At 71.6% G+C, this 16,265-nt stretch carries 13 protein-coding genes; 12 read left to right on the top strand and 1 reads right to left on the bottom strand.

Features of this window, described 5'->3' with window-relative positions; translation table 11 throughout:
- Window positions 1–177 precede the first annotated feature (177 nt).
- Window positions 178–402: a hypothetical protein gene (locus IE278_RS04860; RefSeq protein ID WP_189769174.1), complete on the bottom strand. Its 225-nt coding sequence runs from the start codon at window positions 400–402 to the stop codon at window positions 178–180.
- A 170-nt stretch (window positions 403–572) separates the two neighbouring features.
- Between IE278_RS04860 and IE278_RS04855 the strand changes: the two genes are divergently transcribed.
- From IE278_RS04855 to moeZ, 12 genes are all read left to right on the top strand, one after another.
- Window positions 573–1,562, top strand: coding sequence for an alpha/beta fold hydrolase (locus IE278_RS04855; protein ID WP_189769172.1), 990 nt, complete (start codon window positions 573–575; stop codon window positions 1,560–1,562).
- Window positions 1,563–2,089: 527 nt separating this feature from the next.
- The gene (locus IE278_RS04850) at window positions 2,090–3,355 is read left to right on the top strand and encodes a DUF3152 domain-containing protein (RefSeq protein ID WP_373311901.1); all 1,266 of its coding nucleotides are present in this window, start codon (window positions 2,090–2,092) and stop codon (window positions 3,353–3,355) included.
- A 101-nt stretch (window positions 3,356–3,456) separates the two neighbouring features.
- Window positions 3,457–3,549 (top strand): Ms4533A family Cys-rich leader peptide, encoded by a 93-nt coding sequence (locus IE278_RS43155; RefSeq protein ID WP_318658070.1) that lies wholly within the window; start codon window positions 3,457–3,459, stop codon window positions 3,547–3,549.
- Window positions 3,550–3,755: 206 nt separating this feature from the next.
- Window positions 3,756–5,480: an ABC transporter substrate-binding protein gene (locus IE278_RS04845; protein ID WP_189769168.1), complete on the top strand. Its 1,725-nt coding sequence runs from the start codon at window positions 3,756–3,758 to the stop codon at window positions 5,478–5,480.
- Window positions 5,481–5,484: 4 nt separating this feature from the next.
- A complete protein-coding gene (locus tag IE278_RS04840; protein ID WP_246569957.1) occupies window positions 5,485–6,621 on the top strand; it encodes an ABC transporter permease in 1,137 nt (378 codons plus the stop codon).
- Window positions 6,618–7,646: an ABC transporter permease gene (locus IE278_RS04835; protein ID WP_246569954.1), complete on the top strand. Its 1,029-nt coding sequence runs from the start codon at window positions 6,618–6,620 to the stop codon at window positions 7,644–7,646. Before IE278_RS04840 ends, IE278_RS04835 begins: the two co-directional genes overlap by 4 nt.
- A complete protein-coding gene (locus IE278_RS04830; protein WP_189769166.1) occupies window positions 7,643–9,451 on the top strand; it encodes a dipeptide ABC transporter ATP-binding protein in 1,809 nt (602 codons plus the stop codon). The genes IE278_RS04835 and IE278_RS04830 overlap by 4 nt, the downstream gene beginning before the upstream one ends.
- A 190-nt stretch (window positions 9,452–9,641) precedes the next feature.
- Window positions 9,642–11,420, top strand: coding sequence for a DUF3492 domain-containing protein (locus IE278_RS04825; protein WP_246569950.1), 1,779 nt, complete (start codon window positions 9,642–9,644; stop codon window positions 11,418–11,420).
- A 497-nt stretch (window positions 11,421–11,917) separates the two neighbouring features.
- Entirely contained in the window at window positions 11,918–13,087 is a 1,170-nt protein-coding gene (locus IE278_RS04820; protein WP_246570054.1) for a hypothetical protein, read from the top strand.
- A 177-nt stretch (window positions 13,088–13,264) separates the two neighbouring features.
- Window positions 13,265–14,224, top strand: coding sequence for an NAD-dependent epimerase/dehydratase family protein (locus IE278_RS04815; RefSeq protein ID WP_189769163.1), 960 nt, complete (start codon window positions 13,265–13,267; stop codon window positions 14,222–14,224).
- Window positions 14,212–14,961 carry a spherulation-specific family 4 protein gene (locus IE278_RS04810; protein ID WP_189769162.1) on the top strand — a complete coding sequence of 250 codons (750 nt, stop codon included), beginning with the start codon at window positions 14,212–14,214 and terminating at the stop codon, window positions 14,959–14,961. The genes IE278_RS04815 and IE278_RS04810 overlap by 13 nt, the downstream gene beginning before the upstream one ends.
- A gap of 63 nt (window positions 14,962–15,024) precedes the next feature.
- Window positions 15,025–16,203 (top strand): adenylyltransferase/sulfurtransferase MoeZ, encoded by a 1,179-nt coding sequence (gene moeZ, locus IE278_RS04805; RefSeq protein WP_189769161.1) that lies wholly within the window; start codon window positions 15,025–15,027, stop codon window positions 16,201–16,203.
- The last annotated feature ends 62 nt before the right edge of the window (window positions 16,204–16,265 follow it).

Below are 16,265 nucleotides of genomic sequence, written 5' to 3'. Positions count from 1 at the left end.
GGCCATCGTACTTTTCGGTAACCGTGGTGTGCGCGGTGCGAGCGGAGAATTTCACTGACCGGACGCCGGTGAAACCGTGCAGATCGCGCCATAGGGGGTCATGGCGGGCCCATGGGGTTCCCGGTACGTGCCCGGGAACGGCGGTCCGGGCGGTCGTCGGGACCGCCCGGGGCCGGTTCACCGATAGTCGTCCTCGTCGAGTTCCACGACTCTGGCCTGTTCGGCGAGGTCTCCCTCGCTGGCGCTGTCCGGGTCCGCGTCGGTCAGCGGATCGTCCCGCCGGGGGGCGAGGTCCGCCTGCTGCTCGGCGGCGTCGGCCTCGGGGGCCTCCACGCCGATCTCGGTCGCGCCGGTGTCGTCCGTGTCCTCAAATGCCTCGGGGTCGGTGGGGTCGACAGTCATATGTCCTCTTCCCGAGCGGTGCGAGTGCGCTCTTGCGCTGGTACGAGTGCCCTCGTTCACGAAGCCTATGAGACCTGGGAGGGGGGCGCTACGCGATCAGCTGGGCCGTGGCCTGTTCCTGTGACGGCGAACACACGATCCAGCGCGTGATCGTCTCGTAACATTGCTGCATGTCTTCGACCGAACTGCCGTCAGTGCTGGCCACCTCCGTCGCGCCGAAGGTCAGTTCCGTCCGGGTGGCGGCGGGGGAGCGGCTGCGCACGGTCGGGCTCCCCGGGATCACGCTGACGGTCCGTTCGAGGCCGCCGGCCCGGGAGGGACTGCCGCCCGCCCTGTACGTGCACGGCCTGGGCGGTTCCTCGCAGAACTGGTCGGCGCTGATGCCGCTCCTCGACGGACTGGTGGACAGCGAGGCCCTCGATCTGCCGGGCTTCGGCGACTCGCCGCCGCCGGACGACGGCGACTACTCGGTGACCGGACACGCCCGCGCGGTCATCCGCTATCTCGACGCGGCCGAGCGCGGACCCGTGCACCTCTTCGGGAACTCGCTGGGCGGCGCCATTTCGACGCGCGTGGCCGCGGTACGGCCTGATCTCGTCCGCACGCTCACCCTCGTCTCACCGGCGCTCCCGGAACTGCGGGTGCAGCGCAGCGCGGTACCGACGGCGCTCCTCGCCCTGCCCGGTGTGGCGGCCCTGTTCACCCGTTTCACCAAGGGCTGGACCGCCGAGCAGCGCGTACGGGGCGTCACCGCGCTCTGTTACGGGGATCCCGGCATGGTGACGGACGAAGGGCTCCGCAACGCGGTCGAGGAGATGGAGCGGCGGCTCGCCCTTCCCTACTTCTGGGACGTCATGGCGCGCTCGGCGCGCGGCATCGTGAACGCGTACACCCTGGGTGGCCAGCACGGACTGTGGCGCCAGGCCGAGCGGGTGCTCGCGCCTACACTTCTGGTCTACGGAGGCCGCGATCAGCTCGTCTCGTACCGTATGGCCCAGCGCGCGGCGCGTGCGTTCAGGGACTCGCGGTTGCTGACATTGCCTGACGCGGGGCATGTGGCGATGATGGAGTATCCGGAGACCATGGCCACGGCCTTCCGCGAACTCCTCGCGGACACAGGCAAGTTGACCGACACCGGTGCTACCGGCGCGAGGAGCTGAAGCGGGACGTGGGACGTCACAGCCGGCGCGGGCCCGCCCCCAAGGGCGATACCGCCGACCCTCCCGCCGTTCCGGCTGCCCGGCCGGAGACAGGGACCACGGCAGCGGCGGCGGGCCGCCGACGGCCCCCGGGCGGTCCGCGATCCGCGCCACCGCCGATGACACCGACCTCGCCGACCTCGCAGGCGGGACCGATGACGCCGATGGACGGGGCACCCGCTCGGGGGGTGCCCCGTCTGCCGGACGGATGGGTTCCGCAAGGCCCCGGAGGCATGCCAGGCCAGGGGCAGGGAGGCGCGCCCGGGCACGGATTCCCGCGGCTTCCCGACGGGACGCCCGCTCACGGGTTCCCCCGTCTTCAGGACGGGACCCCCGCCCATGGATTCCCCCGGCTGCCGGACGGCACCCCGGCGCACGGGTTCCCGCGACTCCCGGACGGCACCCCGGCTCATGGCTTTCCGCGGTTGGCCGGTGGTGATCCGGCGCAGGGCGCGCCGCGAAACGCCGACGGCACCCCGGCCCACGGCATGCCCCGTGTCCGCGGCGGGCACCCCGAGCAGCGTGAGGCGGGCGGCGGCTGGGGCGCGGCGAGGACGGCCACCGGGTACGGGGCCGCAGTCGGCTCCGGAGCCGGAGCGGGCGTACCGCAGGCGTCCCCGCAAGGGCCGCCGCGCGGGCCGGGCCAGGGAGCGCCGCGCGACCGGCCAGGAATGTCGATCCCCGGGCAGCGGTACGCGCCGGGCGCGGCGGGAGCCGGCGGCCCGCGCCAGGCCTACGTGGACGCGTTCGGCGCGGACGGGGCGAACGGCCAGGGCGGCGGCAGCGACGACCAGTTCGCACCGCGGGCTGCCACACCCGCGGCGGCGGCGCTGCGCGCGGACCCCTTCGCCCCGGTCACCGACTGGGACGAGGAAGTCGAGCACAAGAAGCCGTCCCAGGAGCCGGAGACCCCGGAGACCGAGGACACCCGGCCGGAGAAGACCAAGGGCGGCAAGGGGCGAACCTTCACCGGCATCGCGGCCGCGGCCGTCACCACCGTGCTGGCCGTCGTCGTGGCGGGCCAGGTCGCCGGCGGTGACACGGACGACTCCGCGCGCTCACAGGCGGCCGGCGGCGCCGACCGGGAGGCCAAGGACTCCGCGTCGCGCACCGACAAGCGACCCGCGCCCTCCACGAAACCGCGCGCGGTGACGCTCTCGTACGCCCAGCAGATGGCGGCGAATTACCCCCTGGCACCCACACTCGAGGGCGGCGGGAAATTCGACGCGATCCCCGGCTTCGACAAGGCGCCGGGAGCCGGACAGAAATTCACCTACCGCGTCGACGTGGAGAAATCCCTCGGCCTCGACGGAAAGCTCTTCGCGCAGGCCGTGCAGAAAACCCTGAACGACAAGCGGAGTTGGGCGCACGACGGCGGCCGTACCTTCGAGCGGATTTCCTCCGGAAAGCCCGACTTCGTCATCACGCTCGCCAGTCCCGGCACCACCGCTTTCTGGTGCGCCAAGTCGGGTCTCGACACCACCCAGGACAACGTCTCCTGCGACTCGGCCGCCACCGACCGCGTGATGATCAACGCGTATCGCTGGGCCCAGGGCTCCGAGACGTACGGGGACAAGATGTACTCGTACCGGCAGATGCTGATCAATCACGAGGTGGGGCACCGGCTCGGGTACGGGCATGTGAGCTGCAGTGTCGACGGCGGGCTCGCCCCCGTCATGCAGCAGCAGACCAAGTTCCTGGACCACGACGGGATCAAGTGCCGGCCCAACCCCTGGCCCTTCCCGTCGAGTTGAGCGGGAGCGCCGCGGGGGCGGTCGGGACGGCGGCCCGGGGCCGGCCGGGAGACGGACGGCCCACATTGACAGGCGGGGAAAGTTCCTTCATATTTTCTCGCATGTCGCCTCGTCACATCTCCGCACGCGCAGCCCTTGAGCTGGCGCTGTTCGGCGTGACCGCGCTCTGCGTGGCCGACATTCACTGTCGCTGACCTCCGCCCCCGGCGCGCGTCGGCGTTCTCTCGTTTTTCACCGGCACCCCCGGCACCGGCACCGTAATTACGGTGCCCGGATGCTTTCCGGAGTGCCTTCGTGCTCTCGTGCCGGCGTGCCCTCGGGGCGATTTCCGCGATTTCTTCCTCACACCGCGCTCTGTTCGCGTGCGGTATTCGCCGAATTCTCCGAGGGGTTTCCTCCCATGCGTCATTCGTCCGTCAGAGCGCGCCGTCTGGCCGCCGTATCCGTCAGCCTCGCCGTGGCAGCGGGTGCCGTCGCCTGCGGGCCGGAGGACAACGATGCCAAGGCCTCGTCCGGCGGCGCCGACGCGAAGCCGGCCAAGGGCGGCACCCTCACGGTCCTGAACTCCAACCCGCAGCAGGACTTCGACCCCGCCCGGCTCTACACCTCCGGCGGCGGCAACGTCCCGTCGCTCGTCTTCCGTACGCTCACCACGCGCAACCGCGAGGACGGGGCGGAGGGTTCCAAGGTCGTCCCCGACCTCGCCACGGACACCGGCAGACCCAGCGAGAACGCGACCGTGTGGACGTACACGCTGAAGAAGGGCCTCACGTACGAGGACGGCAGCGCGATCACCTCGGCCGACATCAAGTACGGCATCGAGCGGTCCTTCGCGGCCGAACTGTCCGGCGGCGCGCCCTACCTGCGGGACTGGCTGATCGGCGGGGCCGACTACCAGGGGCCCTACAAGGACAAGAAGGGCCTCGAATCCATCGAGACGCCCGACGAGCGGACCATCGTCTTCCGCCTGAACAAGCCCGAGGGCGAGTTCCCGTACCTCGCCACGCAGACGCAGTTCGCGCCCGTCCCGAAGGCCAAGGACACCGGTACGAAGTACGAGGAGCACCCGGTCTCGTCCGGCCCGTACAAGGTCGTCGAGAACGAGAACGACGGCGAGCGGCTGACCCTGGAGCGCAATACGCACTGGTCCGCGTCGACGGACGCCGAGCGCAAGGCGTACCCCGACAAGATCGACGTACGCTCCGGGCTCGACTCGTCCGTCATCAACCAGCGGCTGTCCTCGTCCCAGGGCACGGACGCCGCCGCCGTCACCACCGACACGAACCTCGGACCCGCCGAACTCGCCAAGGTCAGCGGTGACAAGGAGCTGGCCGCGCGGGTCGGCACCGGGCACTTCGGCTACACGAACTACATCGCCTTCAACCCGAAGGTGAAGCCGTTCGACGACCCGAAGGTGCGCCAGGCGATCTCGTACGCCGTCGACCGCTCCTCCGTGATCAACGCGGCGGGCGGGTCCTCGCTGGCCGAGGCCGCGACGACGTACCTGCCGAACCAGAAGTCCTTCGGCTACACGCCGTACGACCACTTCCCGGCGGGCAAGTCCGGCAACGCGGCCAAGGCGAAGGAACTGCTGAAGGAGGCCGGGCACGCCAAGGGCCTGACCGTCACGCTCACCCATTCCAACGCCAAGGACTTCGAGACCAGCCCGGAGATAGCCACCGCCATCCAGGACGCCCTGAAGAAGGCCGGCATCACCGTCAAGCTCCAGGGCCTGGAGGACAACGACTACAGCGACAAGATCCACAACGCCAGGACGGAGCCCGGCTTCTTCCTCGCGCACTGGGGTGCCGACTGGCCCTCGGGCGGTCCCTTCCTCGCCCCGATCTTCGACGGCCGGCAGATCGTGAAGGACGGCGCCAACTTCAACACCGGCTTCCTCGACGACAAGTCGGTCAACGCCGAGATCGACGCGATCAACAAGCTGACCGACCTCGACGAGGCCGCCACCCGCTGGGGCGCGCTCGACAAGAAGATCGGCGAGCAGGCGCTGACCGTGCCGCTGTTCCACCCGGTCTACAAGCGCCTGTACGGCAAGGACGTCAAGAACATCGTGATCAGCGACTGGACCGGGGTGCTGGACATCTCGCAGGTCTCGGTGAAGTAGCGCCGTGAGCGATGTACTCATCGCCTCCCAGGCCCCCGGAGGAACGGACCTCTCCGTTCCTCCGGGGGCCTCGGGGGCTCGTCAGTTCTGGCGGCGGCTGCGTGCGCAGCGCGCCGCCCTCGTCGCGGCGGGCGTCGTCGCGCTGCTCGTCCTTGTCGCCCTCGCAGCACCACTGCTCACCGCGATCGAGGGTCAGGATCCGACCACGTACCACCCGGATCTGATCGATTCCGCGCGCGGCGGTGTGCCCATCGGATCGTTCGGAGGCATCAGCGGCGAGCACTGGCTCGGCGTCGAGCCGCAGACCGGCCGCGACCTGTTCGCCCGCCTCGTGTACGGGGCCCGCGTCTCGCTGGGTGTCGCGCTGGCCGCGACCGTCGTACAGATCGTCATCGGTGTGGTGGTCGGTGTCGCTGCCGCGCTCGGGACGCGCTGGGTCGACCAGTTGCTGAGCCGGTTCACCGACATCATCGTCGCCATGCCGCTGATGATCATGTCGTTGGCACTGCTCGCGATCGTGCCGTCGAGTTTCCCGCGGCCCGTCCTGGTCGCGGGCGTCATCGGGCTGATCGCCTGGGGCAACATCGCGAAGATCGTCCGCGCGCAGACGCTCACCCTGAAAGGGCTGGACTACGTGTCCGCCGCGCGGCTCAGCGGCTGGGGCACCTGGCGGATCGCCCGGCGCGAGCTGCTGCCGGGACTCGCCGCGCCCGTGATCACGTACGCCGCGATCCTCATCCCGCAGAACATCACCGTCGAGGCGGCCCTGTCCTTCCTCGGCGTCGGCATGAAGCCGCCGACGCCTTCGTGGGGGCAGATGCTCACCGCCGCCGACGTCTGGTACCAGGCCGCACCGCAGTACCTACTGCTGCCGGCGGGCGCCCTCTTCGTGACCGTCCTCGCGCTGACCGTCCTCGGCGACGGGGTGCGGACGGCCCTCGACCCGCGAGCGGCCTCACGGCTGCGGGTGGGGACGGGGAGGAGGCGGGAGGCGAAGGTGGCTTCGGTTACTGCGGCGGCTTCGGTTACTACGGCTACGTCGGCGGTTTCGGCTACGTCTGTGGCTTCGGTGACTGGAGCGTCCGGAGCGTCCGGGGAGTCCGGGGAGTCCGGTGGGGCGGCGCAGGGAGGTGCCTCATGAGTGGGTTCATGGGGAACGGGTCCACGGGGAACGGGTTCGCGGGGTTCGTCCTGCGCCGGGCCGTCGGCGTCCTGGTCACCCTGCTCGCCATCTCGGTGATCATCTACGTCGTCTTCTACGTCACCCCCGGCAACGTCGCCCAGATCACCTGCGGCCCGCGCTGCTCGCCCGCCCAGGTCCAGCAGGTCGCCGACCAACTGCGCCTCGACGACCCGCTGTACGTGCGCTACTGGCACTTCCTTGAAGGGCTCGTCGCCGGCCAGGACTACTCGACCGGCACCGCGGTGCAGCACTGCCCGGCGCCCTGCCTCGGGCTGTCGTACCAGAGCGACCAGCAGGTCACCGAGCTGATCCTCACCAAGCTGCCGGTCAGCCTGTCGCTCGTGTTCGGGTCGATGGTGATGTGGCTGATCCTCGGCGTCGGCACCGGTGTGCTCTCGGCGTGGCGGCGGGGGCGGCTCTCCGAGCGGGTGCTGACCGGCGTCACGCTCGTGGGCGTGGCCACGCCCGTCTTCGTCATCGGCCTGGTCCTGATGATCGTGGTCTGCGGCGAACTGGAACTGCTGCCCTTCCCGCAGTACGTGAATCTCACCGACGACCCCGAACAGTGGGCGTGGAACCTGCTGCTGCCCTGGCTCTCGCTCGCGCTCATCGAGGCCGCCGCCTTCGCCCGGCTGACCAGGTCGTCGATGCTGGAGACGCTGGCCGAGGACCACATCAGGACCTTCCGCGCGTACGGCGTCGGCGAGCGCTCGGTCATCGGGCGGCACGCGTTGCGCGGAGCCTTCGCACCGGTCATCGCGCTGAACGCCAACAACGTCGGCTCCGCCGTCGGCGGCGCGGTCCTCACCGAGACGCTGTTCGGGCTGCCCGGCATCGGACGGGAACTGGTCCACGCCGTCGATGTCGTCGACCTCCCCGTGGTCGTCGGGATGGTCCTGGTCGTGGGCTTCTTCGTCGTCATCGCCAACGCCCTCGCGGACGTGCTGTACGCGGTGGCCGACCGACGGGTGGTACTGGCATGAGCCTGGTCGAAGTCACTGATCTCACCGTCGGATTCGGTGAACTGCGGGCCGTGGACGGCCTCTCCTTCCGGCTGGAGCGGGGCGCCGCGCTCGCGCTGGTCGGTGAGTCCGGCTCGGGCAAGTCCACGGTCGCCTCGGCGCTGCTGGGGCTGCACCGGGGGACGGGCGCGTACGTCGGCGGCGCGGTCGAGGTCGCCGGCATCGACGTACAGCGGGCGTCGGACGACGAGTTGCGGCGGTTGCGCGGTGCGCGGGCCGCGATGGTCTTCCAGGACCCGCTGTCGTCCCTCGACCCGTACTACGCGATCGGGGACCAGATCGCCGAGGTGTACCGCGTGCACACGCGGGCGTCGCGGCGGGCGGCACGCGCGCGTGCGGTCGAGGTACTGGACCGTGTCGGGATCCCGGACGCGGGCCGGCGGTCCCGTGCGCGCCCGCACGAGTTCAGCGGCGGGATGCGGCAGCGTGCCCTGATCGCGATGGCGCTGGCCTGCGAGCCGGATCTGCTGATCGCCGACGAGCCGACCACCGCGCTGGACGTGACCGTCCAGGCCCAGATCCTCGATCTGCTGCACACGCTGCGGGAGGAGACGGGGATGGGTCTTCTGCTCGTCACGCACGACGTGGGCGTCGCCGCCGGGAGCGTCGACGAGATCCTGGTCATGCGGCACGGACGGGTGGTCGAACACGGCCCCGTCGCCACGGTCCTGGGTACCCCGGCCCAGCCGTACACCCGCGAACTGCTGAACGCGGTGCCACGGGTGGACGGGCCGGGCGGGCCGCGTCCACGGGTGGACGGTCCGGGCATGCCCCGTCCACGGGTCGACGGGCCACCCGCGGCCGTCGGCGGGACGGCGTCGGTCACGGCCTCCGGCGGGGGCGCGTCGGTCGCGGCATCCGGCGCATCGGCTGGTACCGGGGCCGGGACGGCGTCCGGCGCATCGTCCGGCACGCGGCCTGGGACGGCATCCGGCGTGGCGGCCGGCGCGGCGGTGGAGGAGGCGCCGTCGGCGGCGGTCGTGCTGGAAGCCGTCGGGCTGCGGCGCGAGTTCGGGCGCGGGAAGCGCGCGTTCGCCGCCGTCGACGACGTGTCGCTCACGGTCCGCCGGGGCGAGACGCTCGGCATCGTGGGCGAGAGCGGCAGCGGCAAGACGACGCTGGGCCGCATGCTGGTCGGCCTGCTGGAACCGACGGCGGGGCACATCAGCCCCGGCGGCGGCGTGCGCCCCGACGTGCAGATGGTCTTCCAGGACCCCGTCTCCTCCCTCAACCCCCGCCGCAGCGTGGGCGAGTCGATCGCCGACCCTCTCCGGGCGCGGGGTGAGCGTGACGAAGGGGGCATACGGGAGCGCGTACGGGAGCTGTTGGAACGGGTGGGGCTCGAAGGGGCGCACTACGACCGCTACCCGCACGAGTTCAGCGGAGGTCAGCGCCAACGCGTCGGCATCGCGCGGGCCCTGGCAGCCGACCCGCGGGTCATCGTGTGCGACGAACCGGTCTCCGCGCTGGACGTCACCACCCAGGCCCAGGTGGTCGCCCTGCTCGGCGAACTGCGGCGCGAACTCGGCCTCGCCCTGGTCTTCGTGGCACACGATCTCGCCGTAGTACGCCAGGTCAGCGACCAGGTGGCGGTGATGCGCGGCGGCCGGATCGTCGAGTACGGACCCGTCGACGAGGTCTACGAGTCGCCCCGCGACCCGTACACGCGGCAGCTGCTCGCCGCCGTCCCCGCGCTGGATCCGGCGGTCGCGGCCGCCCGCCGCGCGACCCGTCGGGCCGCCCGCCAACAACTGGCCGCCGTATGACGAAACGTGTTCGGTTGATCTCTTAGCGCGACGGAACGCGACCCGCACGGGAAAGTTACGACCGTTCACCCCTTTTGGTGGTGCGATGGACAACCGTCCATCGCACCACCGCCATGTCCGCATACGTTCGTCCCGCTGCGAGCCGCCGGGTCAACGGCGGCTCCCCACACGGGAGATCGGGAGTGCGGTCGTGCGCATAGGACTGCTTACGGAGGGTGGCTATCCGTATGTGAGCGGTGAGGCCAGGCTCTGGTGCGACCGGCTCGTGCGCGGGCTCGAGCAGCACGAGTTCGACATCTACGCGCTGAGCCGCAGCGAGCAGCAGGAGGACGAGGGCTGGATCCAGCTCCCCTCCCAGGTGAGCCGGGTGCGCACCGCCCCGCTCTGGACGGCGAACGACGACGGCGTCGCCTACGGACGACGGGCCCGACGCCGATTCGCCGAGTACTACGGAGAGTTGGCGGCGGCCTTGTGCGCGGCCGACGCCCTCGGCGGCGCCGCGGAGAACGTGGAGAACGAGGAGCGCGTCGAGAGCGCCCCGGCCGGTGCGGCGGACCGTTTCGGCAGCGCGCTGTACGGGCTCGCCGAACTGGCCCGGGACGAGGGCGGCCTGGTCGGCGCCCTCCGCTCCGAGTCCGCGGTGCGCGCCCTCGAACGCGCCTGCCGCGCGCCCGGCGCACTGCGCGCCGCGCGCACCGCCCGCGTGCCGGACCTGCTCACCGTCGCCGCCCAGGTCGAACGCGCGCTGCGCCCCCTCTCCCTCGACTGGTACGGCGACGACGGGCTCGGCTCGGTCGACCTGTGCCACGCCACGTCCGGCGGCGCCGCGGCCCTGCCGGGACTGCTCGCCCGCCACTTCTCGGGCGTACCGCTGCTGGTCACGGAGTACGGAGTGCAACTGCGGGCGCACTACCTCGGCCCGCGTGAGGACCTTCGGGGGAACGCCGTGTCGGCGCCGGCGCGGGCCCTGCTCGCGGCGTTCCACGGCCGGCTCGCCGCGGAGGCCTACCGGCAGGCCACGGTCATCACGCCCGGCAACACGCACGCCCGCCGCTGGCAGGAGCGCTGCGGCGCCGACCGGGCCAGGATCCGTACCGTCTATCCAGGCATGGAGGCGTCCCGCTTCTCGGAGGTGGGCGAGAGCGCCGAACGCGCCGATCCCTGCACCTTGGTGTGGGTCGGGCGCATCGAGCCCGCCAAGGACCTGGTCTCGCTGTTGCACGCCTTCGCGGAGATCCGCAAGGAGGAGCCGAAGGCGCGGCTGCGGGTCGTCGGCGCGCCCGCCGACGGGCCGGAGGGCGCGACCCATCTGGCGCACTGCAAGGCACTGGCCGCGCAGCTCTTCCCCGACGAGGCCCGCGGAGTGCACGCCGTCGGCGACAACCCGGTCTCCTTCGAGGAGATCGGCGGACCGGACGTACCGACCCTCCCCGAGGCATACGCGGCGGGCGCCCTCGTCGTCCTGTCCAGCGTCGTCGAGGGCTTCCCCATCAGCCTCGTCGAAGCGATGTTCTGCGGCCGCGCCACGGTGTCCACGGACGTCGGCGCGGTCGTCGAGGTCATCGGCGGTACGGGGCTCGTGGTCCCGCCGCGTAATCCACGGGCGCTCGCCGAGGCGTGCGTCGCCCTGCTGCGCGACCCGGAGCGCCGCTCGCGCCTCGGCGCCGCGGCCCGCGCCCGGGCCCTCGAACTCTTCACCGTCGAACAGAACATCATGGCATTTCACAGCATTTACCTCGACATCGTCTCGCGCTGTCCGGTCCAACGGGTCGTGGTCGACGCATCGGGCGAGCCCCTTCCGTTCGCCATACCCGTCGAGGCACAGGTGCCGGGCCGGTGGCCCGAACCGGGGACGCGGCCGGTGGCCGGGAGACCGGGCCCGGGCTGGGCGGCAGGACCGCCGGTACGGGGCGTCCCACTGGGACTCGCTCCGGGCGAGCCGGTGCCCGCGGGGGAGGGGGCGTGGTGAGCGCGCGACGGAACGGGCAAGCGAACCGGACCACCGGCGGCGCCACCGACGGCACGGAGACCGGGCAGTTGGGCGACCTCGGGGACGTGCGGGGCATGAACGCCGAGGTGGGCGAGATCAAGGTGGTGGACATCCAGCCCGGCGAGACCCGCGTGGTCGACGTACAGCTGGGCGAGTCGAGAATCGCGGACGTACGCCCGGGCGAACCGCGATCGGCGGGCCTGCGGCCCAGTTGGGCCAAGGACACGGCCACCCGGCCGGACGAGAGCACCCGCGTTGCGCATACGCGGCAGGAGTCCCAGCCGGGATCGCGGCAGGGGTCCTGGTCGGGGCTTTCGGAGTCCGAGCAGGGACTGCGGCAGGGATCCTCGACGGCGACGTACGCCCGACTGGTGTGGGACGCCGTGACGGTCCCGGCGGAGGCTCCCCCTCCGGCCGAGGACCGTCAGATCTCCGGTCCGGTGGAGACGGCCGTCACCCCCGGACCGATTCAGGGCATGGCCGCCGAAGAGCTGCGTGAACAGCCCGGCGATCAGCTCGGCGAGCCGGTCGTCGACGACCGCGCGCCCGCGGTCTCCCGCGGCGCCGCCGATCCCGTGAAGGCCCTGATGCACCGCCACCGGGAGCTGTGCGAGCGCGCGGTGGACCCGCTGGAGATCGCGGCGGCCCTGGAGGCGCACGGTGTGACCGACCGGACCGCCACCCACTTCAGGCACCGGGACGTCTTCTCCCTCGCGGAGGAGATGTACGCGCGGGTACCCCGCGCCGGAGACACCGCACCGCGGCCCGAGACACCCGACACCCCCAAGGCGCACGCCGACTGGGCCGTACTGACCCTGCTGCCGGGCGCCCTGTGCGCGGCGGTCGTGACCGGAGTTCGGTACACCGAGGGCCGGCCGCGCCTCGCGGTGACCGTCGTCGGCGTACTCGCCGTCGCCTTCGCCGTACGCGCGGCCCGCAGCCGCGGCCCCCTGCACGCCACGCGGCCGTGGTCCCCGACACCGTCCACGCGCGCGTGGACGTACTGGCTCGTCGCCTACGCCCTCCTCGGCGACGGCCTGATCGCCGCCGCCATCGAAGGCGGCCCCGACGGGCCGCCCACCGGCAGCTCCGACAGCTCGTGGCCGATCGCCCTCTCGTCCGTCCTGGCCCTGAGCGCGGCCTGCGCCCCGGCGGCCTGGTGCGCCCACCTCTTCGCCGTACGCGCCCGCCGCCGTCTCGCCACCAGCCGCGCCCTGGAGGAGTTCGCGTCCTCCGTGAAACCCCTGCTCCTGGGGGTGTTCGCGCTGTTCCTCTGCGTCCTCGGCGGCCTGCTCGCCCTGTGCGGAGCGGTACTGGACGAGCCCGTCGCGTACGCCGGGACCGGCGCCCTCGGCGCGCTCCTCCTGCTCGCCCGCCTCCTCACCGTGCACGGATTCAGACACGCTCCCGCCGTCATGCTCGCGGCCGCGGGCGTGGCGGAGGCGGCGGCCCTCGTGAGCGTCTTCGGAAGCCGCCTCCCCGGCTGCGAGGCACTGGCCGTGCCCGTCGAGACCGTGGTCGACGCCTGGGGAGCCGGTGCGATCCCGGCTCTCGTGTGCGGGGCCGCGGCGCTCGTCCTGCTGCTCCACGCGACCAGGACCCTCACCCGGGCCTCCGCCCACGCGGCACACGGAGACGCGCCGTGAGCCGCCGTCGACGCCCGGCCCCCGCGCCGGACACCCCTCCCTCGGCCGCCGCGCCGAGCCCACCCCTTCCCGCGGGGCCGACACCGCGGGCCTTCCGTACGAACCACGGCACCACCCTGAAGGAGAACGCCAGATGATCACCCTCCGCATCGGAGAGTCCACCCCGGGAGCCGCCCGATGAGGGTGCTGCTGATCGGAGCCAACGGCTACCTGGGCCGCTTCGTCGCCGACCGTCTCCTCGCCGACCCGGCCGTGCAGCTCACCGCGCTCGGCCGGGGTGACGACGCGGACGTACGCTTCGACCTCGCCAGCGGCAGCCCGGGGGCGCTCACCCGCTTCCTGGACGCGGTGCACCCCGGGGTCGTCGTCAACTGCGCCGGTGCCACCCGCGGCGGCGCCCGCGAGCTGACCCGGCACAACACCGTCGCTGTCGCCACCGTCTGTGAGGCACTGCGCCGCAGCGGGTGCGGGGCACGCCTCGTACAGATCGGCTGCGGCGCGGAGTACGGACCCAGCCAGCCCGGATCCTCCACGGCCGAGGACGCGGTCCCCCGCCCCGGTGGCCCCTACGGCGTGAGCAAGCTCGCCGCCACCGAACTGGTCCTCGGCTCCGGCCTGGACGCCGTCGTCCTGCGGGTGTTCTCGCCGTGCGGACCCGGCACCCCGGCGGGCTCCCCGCTAGGGCGCCTCGCCGAAGCGATGCGCCGCGCCATGCAGTCCGGCGACGGCGAACTCAAACTCGCCGGCCTCGGTGTCCAGCGCGACTTCATCGACGTACGCGACGTCGCCCGTGCCGTCCATGCCGCCTCCCTCTCCGCCGCACAGGGCGTCATCAACATCGGATCCGGTCGTGCCGTACGTCTGCGTGACGCCGCCTCCGTCCTCGCGCGCGTCGCCGGTTACGGAGGAGCCCTCCACGAACTCGACGGAGGTCCCGGCCCCGTCAGGCCATCCATCGGGCACCCCCGCTCCGAAACAGAGCACACGGCCCCGGCCGTGTACCCCTACCCGGACGGCTGCGGCAGCTGGCAGCAGGCCGACGTGCGCACCGCACGCGACCGGCTCGGCTGGCGGCCCCGGATCAACCTCGAGGAATCCCTCGCCGACATCTGGATGGAGGCCGCATGCCGTATCTGACCAGCCAACCGACGGGCACCGCGAGCACGGACCTGAGGATCGGCTTCGGTGTCCCCGGCTATGCGCACCCCCTGGTCGCGCCGGTCGAATGGGGCGGGCTCACCCGCCCCGGGACCCCCTTGCACTGGGTGGTCCTGAACGTCTCCGACGGCCCCGGCGCCCGCCCCGACCCCCACTGTCTGGAAGCCGCCGGACGCCTGCGCAACGCGGGCGTCCGCGTCCTCGGCCACCTGGACGTGACCTACGGCGCACGCGCCTTCGGTGAACTCGTCTCCGAGGCACACCGCTATCTCGACTGGTACCAGGTCGACGGCTTCTTCCTGGACCGCTGTCCCACGGAGCGGACAGCGCTCCCGGAGATCCGCCGCACGGCCGACACCCTGCGGGCCCTCACCGGCGACGGCCACCTCGTCCTCGGCCACGGCACCCATCCGTATCCCGGCTACGCCGAGGCCGCCGACCAACTGGTGACCTTCTCCGGGCCCTGGAGCGACTACCGCTGGTCGCAGGTGGCGGAGTGGACCGCCGAATACCCGCCCGAGCGTTTCTGCCACTTCGTCCACGGCATGCCCCGGGGGCATCTCGACGAGGCTCTGCGCATCGCCCGCTGGCAGGGGGCCTCGACGATCTACTTCACCGACCGTACGGACCGCGGAGGTTCGGCCGACCCCTGGGAGAGTCTGCCCGGCTACTGGGACGAACTCGTCTCGCGGATCGGAACGGGTGTCTCGGAATGAAGAAGGGCGTGGCAGTGTTACGGGGAGAACAACTGTAGTGATTGACCGACCAACGGAGTCCCCGTGTCGCTGCCACCCCTGGTCGAGCCAGCTGCTGAGCTCACCGTAGACGAGGTCCGCAGGTACTCCCGCCACCTGATCATCCCCGACGTGGGCATGGACGGGCAGAAGCGGCTGAAGAACGCCAAGGTGCTCTGTGTGGGCGCCGGCGGCCTGGGCTCGCCGGCGCTGATGTACCTGGCCGCCGCGGGCGTGGGCACGCTCGGCATCGTGGAGTTCGACGAGGTCGACGAGTCGAACCTGCAGCGCCAGATCATCCACAGCCAGGCGGACATCGGCCGCTCCAAGGCGGCGTCGGCCCGCGACAGCGTGCTCGGTATCAACCCTTATGTGAACGTGGTCCTGCACGAAGAGCGGCTCGAAGCCGAGAACGTGATGGACATCTTCAGCCAGTACGACCTGATCGTCGACGGCACGGACAACTTCGCGACCCGCTACCTGGTCAACGACGCGTGCGTGCTGCTCAACAAGCCGTACGTCTGGGGCTCGATCTACCGCTTCGACGGACAGGCCTCCGTCTTCTGGTCCGAGCACGGACCCTGCTACCGCTGCCTCTACCCGGAGCCCCCGCCCCCCGGCATGGTCCCCTCCTGCGCCGAGGGCGGCGTCCTGGGCGTGCTGTGCGCGTCCATCGGCTCCATCCAGGTCAACGAGGCCATCAAGCTCCTCGCGGGCATCGGTGAGCCGCTCCTCGGCCGCCTGATGATCTACGACGCCCTGGAGATGCAGTACCGCCAGGTCAAGGTCCGCAAGGACCCGAACTGCGCGGTCTGCGGCGAGAACCCCACCGTCACCGAGCTCATCGACTACGAGGCCTTCTGCGGCGTCGTCTCCGAAGAGGCCCAGGAGGCGGCCGCCGGCTCGACGATCACTCCCAAGCAGCTCAAGGAGTGGATCGACGACGGCGAGAACATCGAGATCATCGACGTCCGCGAGATCAACGAGTACGAGATCGTCTCGATCCCCGGCGCCAAGCTGATCCCCAAGAACGAGTTCCTCATGGGCACCGCCCTGGCCACCCTGCCGCAGGACAAGAAGATCGTCCTGCACTGCAAGACGGGTGTCCGCAGCGCGGAGGTCCTCGCGGTCCTCAAGTCGGCCGGATTCTCGGACGCCGTGCACGTGGGCGGCGGCGTGATCGGCTGGGTCAACCAGATCGAGCCGGAGAAGCCGATCTACTAGAGGCACCCGGTACGGACACACCCTGTTCGGAGAAGGGCTCGGCACCGCGTGTGCCGGGCCCT

This window comes from Streptomyces tauricus (genome assembly GCF_014650955.1).
Classification (GTDB): domain Bacteria; phylum Actinomycetota; class Actinomycetes; order Streptomycetales; family Streptomycetaceae; genus Streptomyces; species Streptomyces tauricus.
The sequence above is the reverse complement of the archived record's forward strand: the minus strand, read 5'-3'. Positions and strand labels throughout refer to the sequence as shown.

Bases quoted from the DNA above. Each gene is read 5' to 3' on its own strand.
- IE278_RS04860 (WP_189769174.1), bottom strand. From the start codon at position 402: ATGACTGTCGACCCCACCGACCCCGAGGCATTTGAGGACACGGACGAC.
- IE278_RS04835 (WP_246569954.1), top strand. From the start codon at position 6,618: ATGAGTGGGTTCATGGGGAACGGGTCCACGGGGAACGGGTTCGCGGGG.
- IE278_RS04815 (WP_189769163.1), top strand. From the start codon at position 13,265: ATGAGGGTGCTGCTGATCGGAGCCAACGGCTACCTGGGCCGCTTCGTC.
- IE278_RS04820 (WP_246570054.1), top strand. From the start codon at position 11,918: ATGGCCGCCGAAGAGCTGCGTGAACAGCCCGGCGATCAGCTCGGCGAG.
- IE278_RS04830 (WP_189769166.1), top strand. From the start codon at position 7,643: ATGAGCCTGGTCGAAGTCACTGATCTCACCGTCGGATTCGGTGAACTG.
- IE278_RS04850 (WP_373311901.1), top strand. From the start codon at position 2,090: ATGCCCCGTGTCCGCGGCGGGCACCCCGAGCAGCGTGAGGCGGGCGGC.
- IE278_RS43155 (WP_318658070.1), top strand. From the start codon at position 3,457: ATGTCGCCTCGTCACATCTCCGCACGCGCAGCCCTTGAGCTGGCGCTG.
- IE278_RS04810 (WP_189769162.1), top strand. From the start codon at position 14,212: ATGCCGTATCTGACCAGCCAACCGACGGGCACCGCGAGCACGGACCTG.
- IE278_RS04845 (WP_189769168.1), top strand. From the start codon at position 3,756: ATGCGTCATTCGTCCGTCAGAGCGCGCCGTCTGGCCGCCGTATCCGTC.
- IE278_RS04855 (WP_189769172.1), top strand. From the start codon at position 573: ATGTCTTCGACCGAACTGCCGTCAGTGCTGGCCACCTCCGTCGCGCCG.